This is a genomic window from Burkholderia sp. AU30280 (assembly GCF_020420125.1).
Lineage (GTDB): Bacteria > Pseudomonadota > Gammaproteobacteria > Burkholderiales > Burkholderiaceae > Burkholderia.
Window position 1 is genome coordinate 346,213 of sequence record NZ_JAIZRY010000001.1, and the last position, 19,630, is coordinate 365,842.

At 67.5% G+C, this 19,630-nt stretch carries 14 protein-coding genes; 7 read left to right on the plus strand and 7 right to left on the minus strand.

The features are described from left to right. Positions 1-17: 17 nt before the first annotated feature. The 4 genes from LGN17_RS01515 to LGN17_RS01530 are packed head-to-tail and all read left to right on the plus strand — an operon-like array spanning position 18 to position 4,712. Entirely contained in the window at positions 18-785 is a 768-nt protein-coding gene (locus tag LGN17_RS01515; RefSeq protein WP_226194869.1) for an NTP transferase domain-containing protein, read from the plus strand. Then, positions 782-2,470, plus strand: a complete 1,689-nt coding sequence (aepX, locus tag LGN17_RS01520) for a phosphoenolpyruvate mutase (protein WP_226194870.1) — start codon at positions 782-784, stop codon at positions 2,468-2,470. The genes LGN17_RS01515 and aepX overlap by 4 nt, the downstream gene beginning before the upstream one ends. Beyond that, complete coding sequence (gene aepY, locus LGN17_RS01525) at positions 2,467-3,648, plus strand: phosphonopyruvate decarboxylase (protein WP_226194871.1); 1,182 nt, start codon at positions 2,467-2,469, stop codon at positions 3,646-3,648. Before aepX ends, aepY begins: the two co-directional genes overlap by 4 nt. Then, a complete protein-coding gene (locus tag LGN17_RS01530) occupies positions 3,648-4,712 on the plus strand; it encodes a 2-aminoethylphosphonate aminotransferase (RefSeq protein ID WP_226194872.1) in 1,065 nt (354 codons plus the stop codon). Before aepY ends, LGN17_RS01530 begins: the two co-directional genes overlap by 1 nt. Before the next feature lie 149 nt (positions 4,713-4,861). Here LGN17_RS01530 and LGN17_RS01535 read toward each other — a convergent pair whose 3' ends face one another. Beyond that, positions 4,862-5,893 (minus strand): AraC family transcriptional regulator, encoded by a 1,032-nt coding sequence (locus LGN17_RS01535; RefSeq protein ID WP_226194873.1) that lies wholly within the window; start codon positions 5,891-5,893, stop codon positions 4,862-4,864. Between the two features lie 179 nt (positions 5,894-6,072). On the opposite strand from LGN17_RS01535, the gene fabF reads away from it, so the two are divergent. Beyond that, a complete protein-coding gene (gene fabF / locus LGN17_RS01540) occupies positions 6,073-7,341 on the plus strand; it encodes a beta-ketoacyl-ACP synthase II (protein ID WP_226194874.1) in 1,269 nt (422 codons plus the stop codon). Positions 7,342-7,610: 269 nt separating this feature from the next. Further along, a complete protein-coding gene (locus LGN17_RS01545) occupies positions 7,611-8,435 on the plus strand; it encodes a multidrug ABC transporter ATPase (RefSeq protein WP_226194875.1) in 825 nt (274 codons plus the stop codon). 28 nt (positions 8,436-8,463) lie between these two features. On the opposite strand, the gene LGN17_RS01550 is transcribed toward LGN17_RS01545, so the two are convergent. Continuing rightward, the gene (locus tag LGN17_RS01550; protein WP_226194876.1) at positions 8,464-9,615 is read right to left on the minus strand and encodes an acyltransferase family protein; all 1,152 of its coding nucleotides are present in this window, start codon (positions 9,613-9,615) and stop codon (positions 8,464-8,466) included. A gap of 319 nt (positions 9,616-9,934) precedes the next feature. Between LGN17_RS01550 and pip the strand changes: the two genes are divergently transcribed. Further along, complete coding sequence (gene pip, locus LGN17_RS01555; RefSeq protein WP_226194877.1) at positions 9,935-10,867, plus strand: prolyl aminopeptidase; 933 nt, start codon at positions 9,935-9,937, stop codon at positions 10,865-10,867. Between the two features lie 10 nt (positions 10,868-10,877). Here pip and LGN17_RS01560 read toward each other — a convergent pair whose 3' ends face one another. The 5 genes from LGN17_RS01560 to LGN17_RS01580 all read right to left on the minus strand — a co-directional run bounded on the left by LGN17_RS01560 (position 10,878) and on the right by LGN17_RS01580 (position 19,592). Further along, complete coding sequence (locus LGN17_RS01560) at positions 10,878-11,780, minus strand: hypothetical protein (RefSeq protein WP_226194878.1); 903 nt, start codon at positions 11,778-11,780, stop codon at positions 10,878-10,880. Between the two features lie 83 nt (positions 11,781-11,863). Further along, the gene (locus LGN17_RS01565; protein WP_175950569.1) at positions 11,864-12,136 is read right to left on the minus strand and encodes a hypothetical protein; all 273 of its coding nucleotides are present in this window, start codon (positions 12,134-12,136) and stop codon (positions 11,864-11,866) included. A 178-nt stretch (positions 12,137-12,314) separates the two neighbouring features. Further along, a complete protein-coding gene (locus LGN17_RS01570; protein ID WP_226194879.1) occupies positions 12,315-13,349 on the minus strand; it encodes a transglutaminase family protein in 1,035 nt (344 codons plus the stop codon). Further along, positions 13,343-15,949, minus strand: a complete 2,607-nt coding sequence (locus LGN17_RS01575; protein WP_226195269.1) for a circularly permuted type 2 ATP-grasp protein — start codon at positions 15,947-15,949, stop codon at positions 13,343-13,345. Before LGN17_RS01575 ends, LGN17_RS01570 begins: the two co-directional genes overlap by 7 nt. Before the next feature lie 214 nt (positions 15,950-16,163). Further along, positions 16,164-19,592, minus strand: coding sequence for a DUF2126 domain-containing protein (locus tag LGN17_RS01580; protein WP_226194880.1), 3,429 nt, complete (start codon positions 19,590-19,592; stop codon positions 16,164-16,166). Between the last annotated feature and the right edge of the window lie 38 nt (positions 19,593-19,630).

The window sequence follows — 19,630 nt, forward strand, 5'->3', positions numbered from 1 at the left end:
TTTTGGTTGGAGAACCCATGCGAGCCATCATTCTTGCGGCAGGCCTCGGCTTGCGCCTGCAACAACCACCCGAGGCGCAGTTCCCGAAGTGCCTGCTGCGCTTCGACGACGTTTCGCTGCTCGAGCGCCATCTGCGCGTGCTCGATGCCGCGGGCGTCGACGAGATCGTGCTCGGGCTGGGCTTCCAGTCCGGGAAGGTCGAGCAGGAATTGAAGCGCCTCGGCCGCCAGGCCGAGATCGTGATCAACGACCGCTACGACCTCGGCAGCGTGCTGACCGTGCATACGGTCGCCGACGCGATGACGCGCGGCGGCGACGTGCTGCTGATGGACGCCGACGTGCTGTATGACGAGAACATCCTGCACGCGCTGGTGGCCGATGCCGACAAGGCGGTCGACCGCCTGCTGATCGATCGCGACTTCGAGGCCGGCGACGAACCCGTCAAGCTGTGCCTGAAGAACGGCGTGCCGGTCGAGCTGCGCAAGCAGCTCGCGGTCGACCTCGACTACGACACGATCGGCGAATCGGTCGGCTTCTTCCGCTTCACCGAAGGCACCGCGCGCCGCCTCGCGGCGATCGTCGCGGGCTACGTCGACAGCGGCCGCGCGAACATGCCGCACGAGGAAGCCGTGCGCGACCTGCTGCTCGAAGGCGGTCATTCGTTCGACGTCGCCGACGTCACCGGCTCGCCGTGGATCGAGATCGACTTCCCGAACGACGTCGCTCGCGCCACGCAAGAAATCCTCCCCCTGATTCAACGCACCACTGCAGGAGTCGCACGATGAACGCACGCGAACCCAATTTCACCGAATCGCGCAGCGCGCGCCTGCGCCGCATGCTCGTCAGCAGCGACCTCGAATTCCTGATGGAAGCGCACAACGGCCTGTCCGCACGGATCGTCCGCGAAGCCGGCTTCAAGGGCATCTGGGCGTCGGGCCTCGCGATTTCCGCGCAATTCGGCGTGCGCGACAACAACGAAGCCAGCTGGACCCAGGTCGTCGACGTGCTCGAATTCATGGCCGACGCGAGCGACCTGCCGATCCTGCTCGACGGCGACACCGGCTACGGCAACTTCAACAACGTCCGCCGCCTCGTGAAGAAGCTCGAGCAGCGCGGCATCGCGGGCGTCTGTATCGAGGACAAGCAGTTCCCGAAGACGAACAGCTTCATCGACGGCGAACGCCAGCCGCTCGCCGAGATCGACGAGTTCTGCGGCAAGATCAAGGCCGGCAAGGATTCGCAGACCGATCCCGACTTCTCGATCGTCGCGCGCGTCGAAGCGCTGATCGCGGGCTGGGGGATGGACGAGGCGCTGCGCCGCGCGAACGCGTACGCGGAAGCCGGCGCCGACGCGATCCTGATCCACAGCAAGCTGTCGCGCCCGGACGAGATCCTGCAGTTCGCACGCGAATGGAGCGGCAAGGCGCCGCTCGTGATCGTGCCGACCAAGTACTACAGCACGCCGACCGACGTATTCCGTCAGGCCGGCATCAGCACCGTGATCTGGGCGAACCACCTGATCCGCGCGTCGGCATCCGCGATGCAGGCGACCGCACGCGAAATCCACGAGAACGAAACGCTGATCAACGTCGAAGACCGCGTCGCATCGGTCAACGAGATCTTCCGCCTGCAGGACGCCGACGAATACTCGGCGGCCGAGCGCATCTACCTGTCGTCGTCGTCGCGCGCGTCGAACGCGGCGATCGTGCTCGCCGCGAGCCGCGGCAAGGGCCTCGAAGCCGTCACCGAAGACAAACCCAAGGTCATGCTGCCGGTCGCCGGCAAGCCGCTGCTGCGCTGGCTCGTCGACGGCTTCAAGAAGCACGGCGTGAACGACATCACCGTGGTCGGCGGCTATCGTGCCGACGCGATCGACACGTCGGGCATCAAGCTCGTCGTCAACGAACGCCACGCGCAGACGGGCGAACTCGCGTCGCTCGCATGCGCGGCCGAACGCCTGACCGGCGACACCGTGATCTCGTACGGCGACCTGCTGTTCCGCAGCTACATCCTGCGCGACCTCGCGGAGAGCGAGGCCGAGTTCAGCGTGGTGGTCGATTCGTCGCTGACCGAGCCGACCAACCAGAGCGTGCGCGATTTCGCGCTCTGCACGGCCGCGGACGATCGCGGCCTGTTCGGCCAGAAAACGTATCTGCAGCGGGTATCGAGCGACGTCGCCGCAGGCACGCCGCACGGCCGCTGGATCGGCCTGCTGAACGTGCGCGGCGCCGGTGTCGACCGCCTGAAGGCGATGCTCGCGACGCTGCAGGCGCGCGACGATTTCGACACGCTCGACATCCCCACGCTGCTCAACGAACTGATCGCCGCCGGCGAGAAGATCGAGGTGCAGTACGTGCATGGCCACTGGCGCGGCGTCAACGATCTCGAGGACTTCCGCCGCGCGGGCGACTTCGCGCACGGCCAGACGCCGCTGTCCGAACCGGGCACCGCCAACGGGGGCGCGCAATGATCGAAGCGGCCCAGTTCGTCGAGGCCGCGCGCGCGCGCGGTTTCGACTGGTACGCGGGCGTGCCCTGCTCGTACCTGACGCCGTTCATCAATTACGTGCTGCAGGACCCGACGCTGAATTACGTGTCGGCCGCGAACGAAGGCGACGCGGTCGCGCTGATCGCGGGCGCGACGCTCGGCGGCAAGCGCGGGATCGCGATGATGCAGAACTCGGGGCTCGGCAACGCGGTGAGCCCGCTCACGTCGCTCACGTGGACGTTCCGCCTGCCGCAGTTGCTGATCGTCACTTGGCGCGGCCAGCCGGGCGTGGCCGACGAGCCGCAGCACGCGCTGATGGGCCCGATCACGCCCGCGATGCTCGACACGATGGAGATCCCGTGGGAGACGTTCCCGACCGACCCGGAACAGGTCGGCCCGGCACTCGACCGCGCGATCGCGCACATGGACGCGACGGGCCGCCCGTACGCGCTCGTGATGCAGAAAGGCAGCGTCGCACCGTATGAGCTGAAAGCGAACCCGGCGGCGAAGCCGCGCGCGCATGTCGCGGCGCAAGCGTCGTCGCACGCCGCGTCGGCCGACGCCTGGCCGACCCGCCAGGACGCGCTGCAGCGCGTGATCGCGCACACGCCGGTCGATTCGACGGTCGTGCTCGCATCGACCGGTTTCTGCGGCCGCGAACTCTACGCGATCGACGATCGCCCGAACCAGCTGTACATGGTCGGCTCGATGGGCTGCGTGACGCCGCTCGCGCTCGGCCTCGCGCTCGCGCGCCCCGATCTGCGCGTGGTTGCGGTCGACGGCGACGGCGCCGCGCTGATGCGCATGGGCGTGTTCGCGACGCTCGGCACCTACGGCCCGGCGAACCTGACGCACGTGCTGCTCGACAACGGCGCGCACGAATCGACGGGCGGCCAGGCCACCGTGTCGCAACACGTTTCGTTCGCAGGTGTCGCAGCCGCGTGCGGTTATGCGTCGGCAGTCGAAGGCGACACGCTCGACGTGCTCGATACGGCGCTGGCCGCGCCGGCCGACGGTACGCAGTTCGTGCGCCTGGCGATCCGCACCGGCGTGCCCGACGGCCTGCCCCGCCCGACCGTCACGCCGGTCGAGGTCAAGACTCGTCTGATGCGGCACATCGGCGCCGCGCAGACCGAAGCCCACGTTGAAGGAGCCCATTGATGCTGCTGCTGAACCCCGGCCCGGTCACGCTCACCGAACGCGTGCGCCGCAGCCTGCTGCAACCCGACCTGTGCCATCGCGAAAGCGAATTCTTCGATCTGCAGGATGAGGCGCGGGCGCGTCTCGTCGCCGCGTATGAGCTCGATCCGGCCAAGTGGGCGGCGGTGCTGATGACCGGTTCGGGTACGGCTGCCGTGGAGAGCATGATCGCGGCGCTCGTGCCGAAGGACGGCAAGCTGCTCGTGATCGAGAACGGCGTGTACGGCGAGCGGATTACGCAGATCGCGACGCAATACGGGATCGCGCATGACGTGCTGAAGCATGAGTGGATGCAGGCGCCCGATCTCGCGCAGATCGGTGCACGGCTCGATGCGGGTGGGTACTCGCATGTTGCGGTGATTCATCATGAAACGACGACGGGCCGGCTGAATGATCTCCGTGCGATTGCCGAGGTGTGCCGTTCGCGCGCCGTGAAGATGCTCGTCGATGGTGTGAGCAGCTTCGGCGCGGAAGCGATCGACTTCGCCGGTGGCGATATCGATGCCGTTGCCGCGACCGCGAACAAGTGCCTGCACGGCGTGCCGGGTGCAGCGTTCGTGATCGTGCGCCGCAGCGCGCTCGCGAAGGCGGCAAGCCGTACGTATTACCTCGACCTCGGCCGTCTCGCGAAGCTGCAGGATCAGCGGAACACGCCGTTTACGCCGTCCGTGCATGCCTATTACGCGCTTGTCGAGGCGCTGCGGGAGTTTGACGAGGCCGGTGGCTGGCGTGCGCGGCATGCGCATTACAAGGCGCTGGCCGATCAGGCGCAAGCCGGGCTTGCCGCGCGCGGGATGCCGCTGGTGCTGCCGGAAGGTGAATCGTCGGTTGTGCTGCGTGCGTACCGGTTGCCGCAAGGTGTGACGTACGAGACGCTGCACGACGGGCTGAAGGCGCGTGGCTTCGTGATCTACGCAGGGCAAGGCGGGTTGTCGAAGGAGCTGTTCCGCATCTCGACGATGGGCGCGATCCAGGCGGCTGACGTCGACCGGTTGCTGGAGGAGTTCACGGCACTGACGCGGTAAGCGTTCGCCCGTCCCTTCCATAGTCGAAGAAAGGCCCGCAAGGGCCTTTTTTATTCTTCGCGGTCTTCTCGAAAACACGGGCCCCGGTTATCGGCGTTCGGTCATCGCCGGCCATGCGACACGTGCTGTCGAGTCCCGACGCCTTCTCGTCACTCATCCCGACGCGTATCCTTGCGATAATCCGTAGGACTACTTCCAGTCCAGTGCTTGAACGCACGACAAAAACCGGTGGCGTCGGAAAAACCAAGATCGAATGCCAGCACTGCCACACTGGTGTTCGAGTTTGTCAGCCGATCGACCGCGATATCCCGTCTCAGCCCGTCTTTCACCTGCTGGAAATGAGTGCCTTCTTCCGCAAATCTGCGATTGAGCGTGCGTACAGACGTATGCAACGCCTGCGCGAGCGCCTGTATCGTCAGCGGCTGCGCGATATTCCGTTCGAGATGCTCGCGTGTTTTGGCAACAATCGAACCGTGATGAAACACGCTGAAGGTCCAGGCTCCAGGAGCAGCGTTAAGAAAGGCCCATAGTTCGTGCTTTTCGCGTTTGAACGGCTCGGCGCAATCCTGGTACGAGAAATGGATGCTCGTCATCCCGGCATCGAACTGCACCGCCCCGGGAAACAGGAATGCATAGTCTTCAACGTACCTGGGCCTGGCGAAACCGAACTCGACCCGTTGCAGCGCAAGCTCCCTGCCCAGAAGCCAGGACGCTATGCCGTGTGCCAGCTTCATCATCAACTCATGTCCGAGGGGCGTAACCTGCGTGCCAGGCGTGCGCTCCGCCAGCGCCAGCCGCACCCGCTCGTTCTTCGTCGAGATCTGCAACCGGTAGTCATCCAGCAGCAAATTCCAGAAACGAACAAAACGATTGAACGCGACCAATACCGTTGGCGCGTCCAGCAGGCTGAGCATCAGGTACTTCAACGTGCCGCCCCTGATCGGCCTGGACCATAGCCCCAGCATCTCGTCATCGAGCGACGCCGCGACCGTCCGATACAACGCGACGTACTGCTGCCGAGTGATGCGTGCATCGGGTTGATTGAGAAGAGACAGCGGGATGGCGGCGCTCGCGAGGACCTGTGCCGTCGCGTCTTCTCCGTGACGCGCGCGAACGGCACGCAACATCCCGTGCAGGAAGTGCGCCGACACAGTGAGAGGACGTTGGCGGGACAGATTCATGATTGGATCATTATGGCGCACTTTGCATATTAATTGGCGCGATGTGCGAATTCCCAACCCGCCCCATCCCTATACTGACGCGCTATCTTCGTGATTTCTGAACTTCGTGAGAGGTGTCGGATGGCGCATTGCGCCAATTTCCGGCGGCCTGTCTTCATCAGTCAAAAGAGGAGCACCGTTTGAATACGAGACGCATTGTCGTGACTGGCATGGGTATGGTTTCGCCATTGGGATGCGGAGTCGAATCCGTATGGAGCCGCCTCCTGAAGGGTCATTCGGGCGTGGTCGGCTTGCCCGGCGATGTCACGGACGGCATTGCGTCGAAGGTCGGTGGCGTCGTGCCCATGCTGACGCCTGACTGTCCATGGGGATTCGATCCTGCCCTCGCGGCGGAACCCAAGGACCAGAAGAAGATGGACCGGTTCAGCCTGTTTGCGCTGGGCGCCGCGCAAGAGGCCTTGCATCAATCCGGGTGGCAACCGGAAACCGAAAGCGCTCGCGAAAGAACCGCAACCATCGTAGCGTCCGGCGTGGGCGGGTTCGGTGCCATTGCAGAGGCCGTCAGGATCACTGACGAGCGCGGGCCAAGACGGCTGTCTCCGTTCACCGTCCCCAGCTTCCTGGCTAACATGGCCGCCGGCCACATCTCCATCCGCCACGGCCTTCGCGGCCCGCTGGGCGCTCCGGTTACGGCCTGTGCCGCCAGCGCCCAGGCAATTGGCGACGCAGCACGCCTGATCCGGGCGGGCGAAGCCGACATTGCCGTGTGCGGCGGCGCGGAGGCCTGCATCGATCGGGTCAGCCTGGGATCATTCGCCGCGGCAAGAACCCTGTCCACGGGCTTCAACGATCATCCGGTGCAGGCATCCCGCCCGTTCGACGCCGGGCGAGACGGCTTCGTCATGGGAGAAGGCGCCGGCATGCTCGTCATAGAAGAGCTGGAACACGCGCTGCGGCGAGGCGCCACCCCCATCGCCGAAGTACTCGGTTATGGCACGAGCGCCGATGCATACCATATGACGTCGCCGCCCGAGGACGGCGCCGGGGGACGACGCGCGATGGAACTCGCCCTCCGGCAGGCGAATCTCGAACCCGGGCTGATCGGGCATTTGAACGCCCATGCGACGTCCACGCCCGTCGGCGACATCAGCGAACTGGCGGCCATCAAGGCTGTGTTTGGAACGGGTCGCGGCCCTGCCGTATCCGCCACCAAGGCGTCGACAGGGCATCTGCTCGGGGCTGCCGGCGGCGTGGAAGCGATTTTCACCATCCTTGCGCTACGCGACCAGCTCGCGCCGCCTACGCTGAACCTGACCCAGCCGGACCCGGTAGCGGAAGGCATCGACATTGTCGCCGGATCGGCCCGCAGAATATCGACGGAATATGCGATCTCCAACGGCTTTGGCTTCGGCGGTGTCAACGCCAGCCTGGTATTCCGTCGACTTTGATCCGGCTTCGAGTCGGCTTCGAGCCGAAGGAAACGCTCGAACACCGGCCCCGGCGCCATCATCTGCGAAGGACGCGACGGGCTGCAGGTTCGGCGCGCATCCGTCCGCGTTTGCCGCATGAAATCGGGGCTGCGCCGCTCCCGTGAAGCGGGTCCGATGCAGGTGGCGGTACAGAGGCGGTCAAGCACTCGGAGATCTTTCTGCGTGCTGAGGTACGCTTCGGTCGGCAAGCAACATCCACGACAACCCGTGAAGAACCTGTTCCCATCGTGACCACAAGAATCCTCCGCTTCGTCCCGCTGCTGGCGCTCGTCGCCGCCCCCGCCGTTCACGCGACAGACAATCAGCCTTGCGGCGACGATACCGTCACCGCCGTCGCCCGCTGGGCCGGTATCGCAAGCGCCCGCATCGCCACACGCGACGCGGACCGGCTCGTCGTCGCGGCGGCGTGCAAGGTCATGCCGAACGCGCCGGACACGACGATTGCGGCCGTCGCGTTCGATTCGCTTCCCCAAGGCAAGAACCCGGACGACAGCACCAAGCTGCAGGTCGTCGCGCTCGTCGAGGGCGGCAAGGTCGTGGCGGCCGAAAAGTCGGTCGTTCAAGAGGATGCGGCAACGGAGATCGGCGAGAACAGCTATCAAATCGACACCGCACCCTACCGGCTATCGCCCGACGTACGCGCATTCGGCGTCGTGTTCACGAGCAGCGCACGCGGGCCGAGCTGCCCCGACGCCGACGCCAGCGAGGAGCTCACGCTGTGGGTGCGCGAAGGCAACCGCATTCGTCCGGTGTTCGGCACCAACCGCTACGGGTGGGTCTCCGTCGAAGGTGACGCCTGCGGCCCTGGCGTCGGCGACGCGAGCAGCGAAGAGGCCCGCATGACGATCGCCGTCGAGAAAACATCGAGCCATGGCTTTGCCGACCTGTCGATCACGGCGCACATCACGAAGTCGCAACGCAAGGACCGAGACTACTCGGAGACGGGCAAGCGCACCGCGCGCACGATCGTCCGCTACGACGGCAAGACGTATGGGATCGATATGTTCCGAAACTTCTGGTATTCGCCTGCCGCGATGAAGCGCTTCAAGTGAGGCCAAGGCGGGTCACCGCCCCGCCCGCCTACTCCGCCACCTTCGCGCCGATCGCCTCGCCCGACGCCGGCATCCGCCGCGCGTCGTCACGCACACGCCGCATCTCGCGCGCCGCATAGCGATCCTTCAACCGCAGGAACGGCTTCTCGACGAGGAAATAGCTGGCCGTTGCGGCCAGCAACGCCCACACGATGCCGAGTGGAAACGCATGGGGAACCTGCAGATCCGGATTTGCAAACGGCTGCTGCCAAAGATAAAGACTGAACGAGATCGTGCCGACGAACACGACCGGCCGGGCACGCAACCATCGCGCGCCCCAGAACTCGCTGCGGAAATTCAGCACGACGATCACGATCGCGATCAACGCGGCTTCGAGCGTCACGCCGTACGTCGCATTCCAGAACCCGCCGAGCCGATGTTCGGCGAGCGGCATGCCGATCAGCACGATCAAGATGATCGCGGTCGCGATGCGCGCCTCGCCACGCCAGGTACGAATCCACGCTTCGAGCCGTTCGCGGTTGAGCGACGCGTAACAGCCGATCAGAATCGAATCGACGCCCGTGTGAAGCATCATCGCGAGCTGCCCGCGCAGCGCGGGCGCGACGAAATACGTGACCGCGCGCACCAGCGGCACGATCAAGATCAACGCGGCCAGCCAACGCGTCCCGCCGCGACGCATCCCATACACGAACAGCAGCGGCCAGAACCAGTAGAACTGTTCCTCGAGCGCGAGCGACCAGAAATGGCCGAGATACCACGCACCGTCCGGATGCAGCGTGTTGTCGGCAGTCAGCCCGAACCACGCCGAGTAATTCCACAGATGCAGCGCCGCATACAGCCACTGCCGGCGATCGACGTCGAACCAGCCCGCGAAGGCCACGATCGCGACCGCCGCGAGATACACGTAGCAGGCCGGCCAGATCCGCAGCGCGCGGCGCACGTAGAACGACGTCAGCGCGATGCCGCCCGTGCGCGCGAACTCGGCGCGCAATACATTGGTGATCAGGAAGCCGCTGAGGACGAAGAAGATCAGCACGCCGAGCCGGCCGTCGGCGATCAGCCGCAACGGCGCGTACCAGCCCGTATAGCCGCCGGGCAGCACGTGCTCGGCGTGTCCGACCACGACCATCGCGACCGCGACGGCGCGCAACCCGGTCAATTGCGTGACGCGATGGTTCATCGGCTGGTTTCCGTTGGCACGGTGGATAGGCAGCAGACCGGCGCCCCGCTTCGGCACGCCGATATGCCGCCGGGATTTTGTATGAAAAATATCGGAATGAAATTGCTTCAAAAATCCCCGGGCCCGCACCGGCGGCCGCGCACGCCGCAACGAGCCGGCGTCCCGGGCGGCGAATGGGCATAATGACAAGCCTTGTCCGGCGGCGGCCGGCCCGGTGCCAGCACAACGTTTCTTGCGGCGGCGCAATATCCGTCGTCCCCGCTCGCACACCGGCCCGCGAGTCGTCCGCCTCCTGTCGACCCTTACCCGGAGCCTGCCTGTGTACCCACCGATCGAACCCTATGCCCACGGCCATCTCGACACCGGCGACGGCCACCGCATCTACTGGGAGCGCTGCGGCAACCCGGCCGGCAAGCCCGCCGTGTTCCTGCACGGCGGCCCCGGCGCCGGCTGCAGCCCCGACCATCGCCGCCTGTTCGATCCGGAGCGCTACGACATCCTGCTGTTCGACCAGCGCGGCTGCGGGCGCTCGACGCCGCACGCCAGCCTCGAGAACAACACGACGTGGCATCTGGTCGCCGATATCGAGCGCCTGCGCGAGATGGTCGGCGCTGAAAAGTGGCTCGTGTTCGGCGGGTCGTGGGGCAGTGCGCTGTCGATCGCGTACGCGGAAACGCATCCCGAGCGCGTGAGCGCGCTGGTCGTGCGCGGCATCTTCACGATGCGTCGCGCGGAATTGCTGTGGTACTACCAGGAAGGCGCATCGTGGCTGTTCCCCGATCTGTGGGAAGAATTCGTTGCACCGATTCCGGAAGCCGAGCGCGGCGACCTGATGGCCGCCTACCATCGCCGGCTGACCGGCCATGACGAAGCCGCGAAGCTCGAAGCCGCGCGCGCGTGGAGCATCTGGGAAGGCCGCACGATCACGCTGCTGCCCGACCCCAAACTCGCCGCGCACTTCGGGGACGGCCACTACGCACTCGCGTTCGCGCGGATCGAGAATCACTACTTCGTGAACCGGGGCTTCGTCGAGGAAGGCCAGCTGCTGCGCGACGCGCATCGCCTGGCCGGCATCCCGGGCGTGATCGTGCAGGGTCGCTATGACGTCGCGACACCCGCGCGCACCGCATGGGATTTGTCGAAGGCATGGCCGGATGCGACGTTCGAGATCGTGCCCGGCGCCGGGCATGCGTACAACGAGCCGGGGATCCTGGAAGCGCTGATCGCGGCGACGGACCGGTTCGCGGACTAGCCGCGCGACGTCAGGAAGTCGTTTCCCGGCGCGCCGGATCCGCAGGCGCGTCGGGGTTCGCCGCCAGTTCCCAGTCGCTACGCGTCGGCGGCTTCGTCACGCGAATCAGCACCAGCGCAACACAGAACGTCACGACCACGTAGACCATGATCGGCTGCCACGGAATGGCAACGGCCGTGCGTTGATATTCCTGCGGCATATGGCGAACCAGCGGCGTCGCGGTCGACACGTAGCCCGCCAGCATGCCCAGCATCGCGATCGCAGCCGTCATCAGCGCGATGCCGCAGTTCCACATGCGCCGCCCTCGCGGCGCGATGGCGGTGCCCAGAACCAGCAGGACTGCCGCCGCCTGCAGCAGGTTCTTCGGCCGGATATTCGGAATGATGTAGGCGAAAGCGCCGGTGTGGGCCGCCGCGTACGATATCGCCCAGTAATACAGTGCCGACGCCGCGGCCAGCAGACCGAAAGACACGAAGCGCCGCACCGTCGAACCCGCCGCGACCTGCGGCAGGCTCAGGTAATCGTTGCCGAGCCGGTTGTACATCAGCGCGAAGCCGACGATGCCGAACGGCAACGCGACGAGCACCGGGACCCACGTCGACAACAGGAGCCACACGACACACGATATGCCCCAGGTCGCCAGCGCGAGCGTGCGTCCCCAGCGGCGACGCAACGCAAGTGCGACGTGACTGACCAGCCCCGCAATCGCCGACACGAACAATGCGCCCTGCAACACCCGGAACTGCCACGACCACGCCGAAAACGCAGTCAGCGATCGTTCGTGCTGGACAAACAGCACGAACGGGACGAACTGCAGCAGTGACGTGATGTTTTGCAGGATGCCTTGATACGCGATCACGCGAATCGTCGTATAGCGGCGGGATGCGGAAATGGCAGCGCCTGTCGTGAGCATGAGGCATGCGTCGAAGAGTCGGTCGGACCGAGAGCATACTCCTCGATCCGGTCAGCCGCGCCGCCCGTGCGCCACCTGTGTCGTCACAGAGCCGCTTCGACGATCGCCTTGCCGCTGATCGCCCGCTCGACGAGCTGCTCGTCGCCGACCTTGCGGATCGCCTCGTCGAGCAGCCCTTCCGGCGCTTCGGTCGCCACCTTCAGCAAGCCCGACAGGCCGCGTGCGTCGAGCACTACCAGCGTCTCCATCGAATCCGCGCGGCTCACGAGCACACGGCGCCACGCCGGCCCTGCGCCGAAGCTCGCGCAGAGCGGAATCGTCTCGCTGCCGAGCGTGTAGTCGAAGGTCTTGATCATGATCCGCCGCCGTTGCAAGGGAAAGGCGACGCGCGACGGTGCGGCGCCGTGACGTCGACGCACCCGCGCGTGCCGCCGGCGCCCCGGATCGAGCCCGATCCGTTCGCCGGCATGATCATGCTAGGCGTGCAGTATTAACGAAGACTTAAACGGCATGCACGCAGGTACGCGGCATGCGTCACGGCGCGTCGAGCGGCTCCACCGTCACGCCGACCTTCAGCTCCTGATCCGCGCCGCCGCCGCGAATCACGCCGCGCAGCGGCGTCACGTCCGCATAGTCGCGGCCGATCGACAGCATCACGTAGTCGTCGCCCGGCGCACGATCGTTGGTCGGGTCGAGCTGCAGCCAGCCATTGTCCTCGGGCCATGCCGGGTCGTACACCTCGACCCATGCATGCGACGCGTCGGCGCCGATCAATCGCGGCTGCCCGGGCGGCGGCTGCGTAAGCAGGTAGCCGCTCACGTAACGCGCGGCAAGCCCGAGCGAGCGCAGCGCGCCGATCATCACGTGCGCGAAATCCTGGCACACGCCCTTGCGCAAGCGCAGCGCATCGAGCGCCGACGTCGTGATGTCGGTGCTGTTCGGCGTATACGCGAAATCGGCATGCACACGCCGCATCAGCTCCCACGCGGCCTGCACGAGCGGCCGGTGCGGCGTGAAGCTCGAAGCCGCATAGGCGGCGAGTTCGGGATCGCACGCGACATGCGGCGACGTGAACACGAATTCGCTCGCCGCGTCGTAGGGTTGCCCTGCGCGAAATCGCAAGCGGTCGCGCACGGCTTCCCACGCCATCGCCTGTTTCCCGTCGGGATTCGCGATGGCGGGCGGCGGCTCGCCGCGCGCACCGCGCGACCAGACGGGCGGCGTCACGCGTACCGTGCTGCGGCTGCGCACGAGCAGCGCATCGTGCGGCTGGTTCAACGCAAACGACGCGCGCGCGTTGCCGAATGCATCGATCTCGGTCCCGACCGATTCCGGCGCGGGATCGATGTCGAGCGCGAACGACAGCACCTGCTGGCGCGGCGTGACGAGCGGTTGCAGGCGCGCCTGGTGCTGCGCCGATTCGACGCGCGCCGCGTAACGGTATTCGGTGTCGTGCGTGACGCTCAGCAACCGGCCCGGAGCAACGGCGGCCGGTGCGGCCGGTGACGCCGCCTGCCGTGCATTGCCGGAGCCTGGCGGCACTTTACCCGCGCCTTTCGTCGTCACCATAACGTCCTGCCCGCCTCGCGCACGTGGCTGAAATAGCGCTCGCCGATCCGGTTCGACAATTCCCAGACCGCCTTCACCGTCGTGTCGAGCGCATCGAGCAGCTTGTCGTGCCGGCCGCCGTCGGCGGTCTCGCACAGCTCGTGCAGCGACCACGCGGGGACGTCGGGAATCGTCTCGGCCAGCTCGGACAGCGCATAGCCTTCGCTTCGCTCGACCTTCGTCAGCCGGCCGCGCAGCGCCTGCACGACCCAGCCGAGCGAACGCGGGTTGTCGGTATCGAGCACGACGAGCGACAACAGCGGCGCAACGTCGAAGCCGCGCTGAAACCGCGAACGGAACGTGATCGTGCTGTCGAACAGCTCCAGCACGAGCTCGAAGCCGTCCTGCCGGTGCACCGCGCCTTCGTCGAACGCCACCTTCAGCACGCTGCACAGGAAATCCAGCCGGTCGATCTGCCGGCCGATCGACAGCAACCGCCAGCCGTCGTCGCGCGTCATGTTGTCGGTCTGCGCGCCCGTGATCGCGCCGAGCAGCAGCCCGAGACGCTCCAGCAATTGCAGCGCCTCGTTGCCGATCTGCTCCTCGGCTTCCGGCTGGCCCGCGCTGTCCGCGAACAGCTGGGTCGCGTCGTCGATCAAGCGCCACTGATCGCTCGACAGCCGTTCGCGAATCGCGGCGGCCGCGCCACGCATCCCGAACAGGCAGGACGCAATGCCCGACGTGCGATCCGTGCCGCGCGTCAGCGACGTCGCGAGCGTGTGCTGGAACGCACGCGGCGCATCGACGGCGTTCGGCGCATCGGCCGCGATCAGGCCCGTGTCGCGGCACAACGTGTCGAGCAGCTCCAGGTGCGCGGGGCTGTCGACATCGTCCTCGCCTCGCAGCCGTTCGAGCGCGGCGCGCGCGAGGCGCATCAGGTTGGTTGCGCGCTCGGTATAACGGCCGAGCCAGAACAGGTTTTCGGCCGCGCGGCTCGCGATCGCGCGCGGGCGTTCGACGAGATCGTCGGGGCCGAGGTGCGTCTGCAGCAGCGTCGTCGAATCGACGATGCCTTCGGTCATCACCCACGTATCGACGGTACTGCCGCCGCGCGGCATCGGCGCGTTGAACAGCGTGTCGCGCGTACCGACCCGCGACAGCCCGCCCGGCAGGAGCCGCCAGCGCTTCGCGCCGTCGGCGAGCGCGAAGACGCGCAGCAACACCGGCTTCGGCACGATGCGGGCGCCGCCGTTGCCATCGGGCGCGTCCGGGCCCGGCCAGGTCGGCGCCTGCGACAGCGGCAGGTCGGCCTGCACCGTGTAGTGCTCGGGCCGCGCGAGAATCCGCGCGCGCCACTCGGCCAGTTGCGCCTGGGTGAGCCGCGCGCCGATCACCGGCTCGAACGGGCCGCCGGCCTGCACATCGGGTGGATAGGATGCCTTCACGATGCCGCGCGCGAGTTGCGGGAGTGCGTCGTCGCACGCGGCCGCCTCACCGCACCACCACGAATGCACGGCCGGCAGCGTCAGCGTTTCGCCGAGCAGCCCTTCCGCCAGACGCGGCATGAAGCCGAGCATCGCCGGCGATTCGAGGAAGCCCGAGCCCGGCGCATTCGCGAGCAGCACGTTACCCGCGCGCACGGCCTGCAGCAGCCCCGGCACGCCGAGCATCGAATCGGGCCGCAGTTCGAGCGGATCGAGCCACGCGTCGTCGACGCGCCGCAGGATGCCGTGCACGGGTTCGAGCCCGCCCAGCGTCTTCAGGAATACGCGGTTGTCGCGCGCGGTCAGGTCGCCGCCTTCGACGAGCGTGAGGCCGAGGTAGCGCGCGAGGTAGGCGTGTTCGAAATACGTCGCGCTGTGCGGCCCCGGTGTGAGCAGCACGATCCGCGAATTCTTGCGGGCCGGGCTGAGCGCCTGCATGCTCTGCAGCAGCGCACGGTACGCGGACGCGAGCCGCTGCACGCGCAGCCCGCGAAACCCGCTCGGAAAGAGCCGCGACACGATCAGCCGGTTTTCGAGGAGGTAGCCGAGGCCGGCCGCGCCCTGCGTGTGTTGCGCGACGATCCGCCACTGCCCGTCCGGGCCGCGCGCGAGATCGAACGCGACGACGTGCAGCCAGGTATCGCCCGGCACGCGTGCACCGCGCATCGCGCGCAGGTAGCCCGGATGCCCGGTGACGAGCGCGGGCGGCAGCAGCCCGCGCTCGAGGATCGTCTGCGGGCCATACAGGTCGGCCAGCGTCGCGTTCAGCAACCGCACGCGCTGCAGCACGCCGCGCTCGATCGCGACCCAGTCCTCGGGCGTGACGATCAGCGGCAGCAGGTCGAGCGACCACGGGCCCGCCGCGCCGTCGCCGGCGCGCTGCTCGTGCAGTTGATAGAACAGGCCGTTCTCGCGCATGCGCCGGTGCAGCGCGTCGGCGCGGCGATCGAGGTCGGCCACGCCGTCGCTGCCGATCGACGTGAAGAAGCTGCGCCACGCGGGCGCGAGCGCAGGCGCGTTCAGGCCCGCCGCGCTGCCGCGCAGTTCGTCGTAGCGCCCGGCGGCGGCCGGCGCCGCGAGCGCGGCGGCCAGTTCGGCGGCATCCGGCTGCGCGCCGGTATCGAAAAGCGTGGGCATCGCGTCGGGGGCGGCGAGATGATCTGTGTCTATGGGCGGCACGGTGTCGTTCCGTCGTCAGGGCCCGGCCGCGCACGCGCGCCGCCACCCAGGCGGCGGGCCGCGGCGCGCGGCCGCAATCTGCCCGCATCCTAGCATTCCGGCGGGGCCGCCAGCGACCGGAGCCGCCGGGTATCGCGAACCGCGCATCGTCGTCCGTCCTGTCATCGTCCGGTCACGGCCGCCGCAGGTCGAGCGTGAACGGGAATTCACGGCTCGGCGCGGCAGCCGCGACATCCATCCGCCCCGGCGTATGCCCCATCTCGACGAAGCGTGCGAGCCGGCGGCTTTCGGCTTCGTACGCATTGACCGGGAACGTCGCGTAGTTGCGCCCGCCCGGATGCGCGACGTGATAGCGGCAGCCGCCGAGCGAGCGCTGCAGCCACGTATCGACGATGTCGAACGTGAGCGGTGCATGCACGCCGATGGTCGGATGCAGCGCGGACGGCGGCGACCACGCCTTGTAGCGCACGCCCGCGACGTATTCGCCGACGGTGCCGGTCGGCTGCAGCGGCAGCGCGCGGCCATTCACGGTCACGACGTGCCGGTTGTCGTTGAGCCCCGTCACGCGCACTTCGAGCCGTTCGACCGACGAATCGACATAGCGCACCGTGCCGCCGGGCGCGCCCTCCTCGCCCATCACGTGCCACGGCTCCAGCGCGCCGCGCAGCGACAGCTGCATGCCATTCACCGCGATCTCGCCGAACAGCGGGAAGCGAAATTCGAAGTGCGGCGCGAACCACGCCGGATCGAACGCGAAGCCGGCGTCACGCAGTTCGGTCAGCACGTCGTCGAAATCCATCTGAAGAAACGCGGGCAGCATGTAGCGGTCATGCAGCGCGGTGCCCCAGCGCGTGAGCGGCGTCGTGTACGGCGCGGCCCAGAAGCGCGCGACCAGCGCGCGCAGCAGCAATTGCTGCACGATGCTCATCCGCGCATGCGGCGGCATCTCGAACGCGCGCAGCTCGAGCAGGCCGAGCCGGCCGGTCGACGCATCCGGCGAATACAGCTTGTCGATGCAGAACTCGCTGCGGTGCGTGTTGCCGGTCACGTCGATCAGCAGGTTGCGCAGCACGCGGTCGACCAGCCACGGCGGCATGTCCTGCCCGTACAGCAGCTTGTTGCGCTGGATCTCCGCGAACGCGATGTCGAGTTCGTAGAGCTGGTCGTTGCGCGCCTCGTCGACGCGCGGCGCCTGGCTCGTCGGCCCGATGAACAGCCCGGAGAACAGGTACGACAGCGACGGATGGTTGTGCCAGTACGCGATCAGGCTCGCCAGCAGGTCCGGGCGGCGCAGGAACGGGCTGTCGGCCGGCGTCGCGCCGCCGAGCACGAAGTGGTTGCCGCCGCCCGTGCCGACGTGGCGGCCGTCGACCATGAACTTCTCGCTGCACAGCCGCGACTGCCAGGCGGCGTCGTACAGGAATTCGGTGTGGTCGACGAGCTCGTCGAAGTTGGTCGCCGGATGGATGTTCACCTCGATCACGCCGGGATCGGGCGTCACCTGCAGCAGCTTCAGCCGTGCGTCGCGCGGCGGCGGATAGCCTTCGAGCACCAGCTTCACGCCGAGCGCTTGCGCGGTCAGCTCGATCGCGCCGAGCAGGTCGAGATAATCCTCGAGCGCGGCCAGCGGCGGCATGAACAGGTACAGGATGCCGTTGCGCACTTCGACGCACAGCGCCGTGCGCGTGATCCACGCGGCGGATTCGAAGCGCTCGGGGAGGCGATTCGGGTCGCGCGCGGCCGGCCGCCCGTTCCCGGCCACGCCGTCGTCGCGCCACTGCATCACGGTCTGCGCGGATGCCTCGCGATGCACGCCGGACAGGTAGCGCGGCGCATCGGCGGGGCCGGCGTAGCGCGCGCGGATCGCGGCGGCGTCCGGCAACGCGGTGCGCGGCGCGAACGGATCGCGCTCGACCAGATACGGATAGTCGGCGCGGCTCGCCCACGGCAGCGAATCGAGCGGCAGCCGATAGCCCATCGGCGAATCGCCGGGCACGAGGTACATCCGCTCGTCGCGGAAGAACCACGGCCCCGTCTGCCAGCGCGGCCCGTCGAGGTCCGGCCGATGGCGGCCCTGTGCGTCTTCCGCGCGCTTGACCGGCAGCACGTATCCGACCACGCTGTCGAGCTGCTGCTCGAACACCTTGCGCAGCCGCGCGCGTTCGAGCTCGTCGTCGAGACGCGAGTCGAACGGGTCGACGTTGACCGGCAGCCGGCGCTCGCGCCACAGGTAGTACCAGACGTCCTCGTAGCCGGGCAGGATGAATTCGCCGGTCAGGTTCAGCCGCGCGGCCAGCGCGTCGATGAAGCGCTTCGCGTCGTCTGTCGTATAGGCGGACGGCTCGCGCTCGTCGGCGAACAGCGACGGATCGTGCCACACGGGCTGGCCGTCGGCACGCCAGTAGATCGACAACGCCCAGCGCGGCAGTTGCTCGCCCGGATACCACTTGCCCTGCCCGAAATGCAGGAAGCCGCCGTCGCCGTATTCGGCGCGCAGCCGCTGCACGAGCTCGGTCGCATAGCCGCGCTTGGTCGGGCCGAGCGCGTCGGTATTCCACTCGGCGCCGTCGCGATCGTCGATCGACACGAAGGTCGGCTCGCCGCCTTGCGTGAGCCGCACGTCACCGGCCGCGAGCGCGCCGTCGACCTGCGCGCCGAGCGCCAGCACGCCGTCCCATTGCGATTCCGTGTACGGCTTCGTCACGCGCGGCGATTCGTACACGCGCGTCACGGCCATCTCGTGCTCGAACGACACCTCGCACTCGTCGATCAGCCCCTCGACCGGCGCGGCGCTCGTCGGCTGCGGCGTGCAGGCCAGCGGGATGTGGCCTTCGCCGGCGAGCAGGCCCGAGGTCGGGTCGAAGCCGATCCAGCCGGCGCCGGGCAGGTACACCTCGCACCACGCGTGCAGGTCGGTGAAGTCGACCGACGTGCCGCTCGGGCCGTCGAGCGACTTCACGTCGGGCGTGAGCTGGATCAGGTAGCCCGACACGAAACGCGCGGCGATGCCGAGATGGCGGCACAGCTGCACGAGCAGCCATGCGCTGTCGCGGCACGAGCCCGAGGCCAGTTCGAGCGTCTGCTCGGGCGTCTGCACGCCCGGCTCCATCCGCACGAGATAACCGATGTCGCGCTGCAGCTGCTGGTTCAACGCGACGAGGAAGTTCACGGTGCCGGCCGGCGTGCGGTCGACGCCGTCGACATACGCGCGAAACAGCGGCGCGGCGCTCGTCTGCGGATCGCACGCGAGATACGGCGCGAGTTCGGTCTTCAGCGCGTCGTCATAGCTGAACGGGTACTGCTCCGCGCTGGCTTCGAGGAAGAAGTCGAACGGGTTGTACACCGACATCTCGGCGACGAGGTCGATCGTGATCTCGAAGTGCTCGGTGCGCTCCGGGAACACGAGCCGCGCGAGATAGTTCGAGAACGGGTCCTGCTGCCAGTTGATGAAGTGCTGCGCGGGCTCGACCGTCATCGAATACGCGAGGATCGGCGTCCGGCAGTGCGGCGCGGGACGCAGACGCACGACCTGCGGGCCGAGGTTGACGAGCCGGTCGTAGCGATAGCGGGTGGTGTGATGCAGCGCGACGTGGATGGACATGGGAGCTCGGTTCGGGTTGGGCCGGCCGCGCGTCGCGC

What these genes read in the sequence shown, in the direction of transcription:
- LGN17_RS01570 (WP_226194879.1), bottom strand. Translation starts at nt 13,349, where the DNA reads ATGGTGACGACGAAAGGCGCGGGTAAAGTGCCGCCAGGCTCCGGCAAT.
- LGN17_RS01530 (WP_226194872.1), top strand. Translation starts at nt 3,648, where the DNA reads ATGCTGCTGCTGAACCCCGGCCCGGTCACGCTCACCGAACGCGTGCGC.
- LGN17_RS01535 (WP_226194873.1), bottom strand. Translation starts at nt 5,893, where the DNA reads ATGAATCTGTCCCGCCAACGTCCTCTCACTGTGTCGGCGCACTTCCTG.
- LGN17_RS01560 (WP_226194878.1), bottom strand. Translation starts at nt 11,780, where the DNA reads ATGCTCACGACAGGCGCTGCCATTTCCGCATCCCGCCGCTATACGACG.
- aepY (WP_226194871.1), top strand. Translation starts at nt 2,467, where the DNA reads ATGATCGAAGCGGCCCAGTTCGTCGAGGCCGCGCGCGCGCGCGGTTTC.
- aepX (WP_226194870.1), top strand. Translation starts at nt 782, where the DNA reads ATGAACGCACGCGAACCCAATTTCACCGAATCGCGCAGCGCGCGCCTG.
- LGN17_RS01515 (WP_226194869.1), top strand. Translation starts at nt 18, where the DNA reads ATGCGAGCCATCATTCTTGCGGCAGGCCTCGGCTTGCGCCTGCAACAA.
- LGN17_RS01550 (WP_226194876.1), bottom strand. Translation starts at nt 9,615, where the DNA reads ATGAACCATCGCGTCACGCAATTGACCGGGTTGCGCGCCGTCGCGGTC.
- LGN17_RS01575 (WP_226195269.1), bottom strand. Translation starts at nt 15,949, where the DNA reads ATGCCCACGCTTTTCGATACCGGCGCGCAGCCGGATGCCGCCGAACTG.
- LGN17_RS01580 (WP_226194880.1), bottom strand. Translation starts at nt 19,592, where the DNA reads ATGTCCATCCACGTCGCGCTGCATCACACCACCCGCTATCGCTACGAC.
- LGN17_RS01565 (WP_175950569.1), bottom strand. Translation starts at nt 12,136, where the DNA reads ATGATCAAGACCTTCGACTACACGCTCGGCAGCGAGACGATTCCGCTC.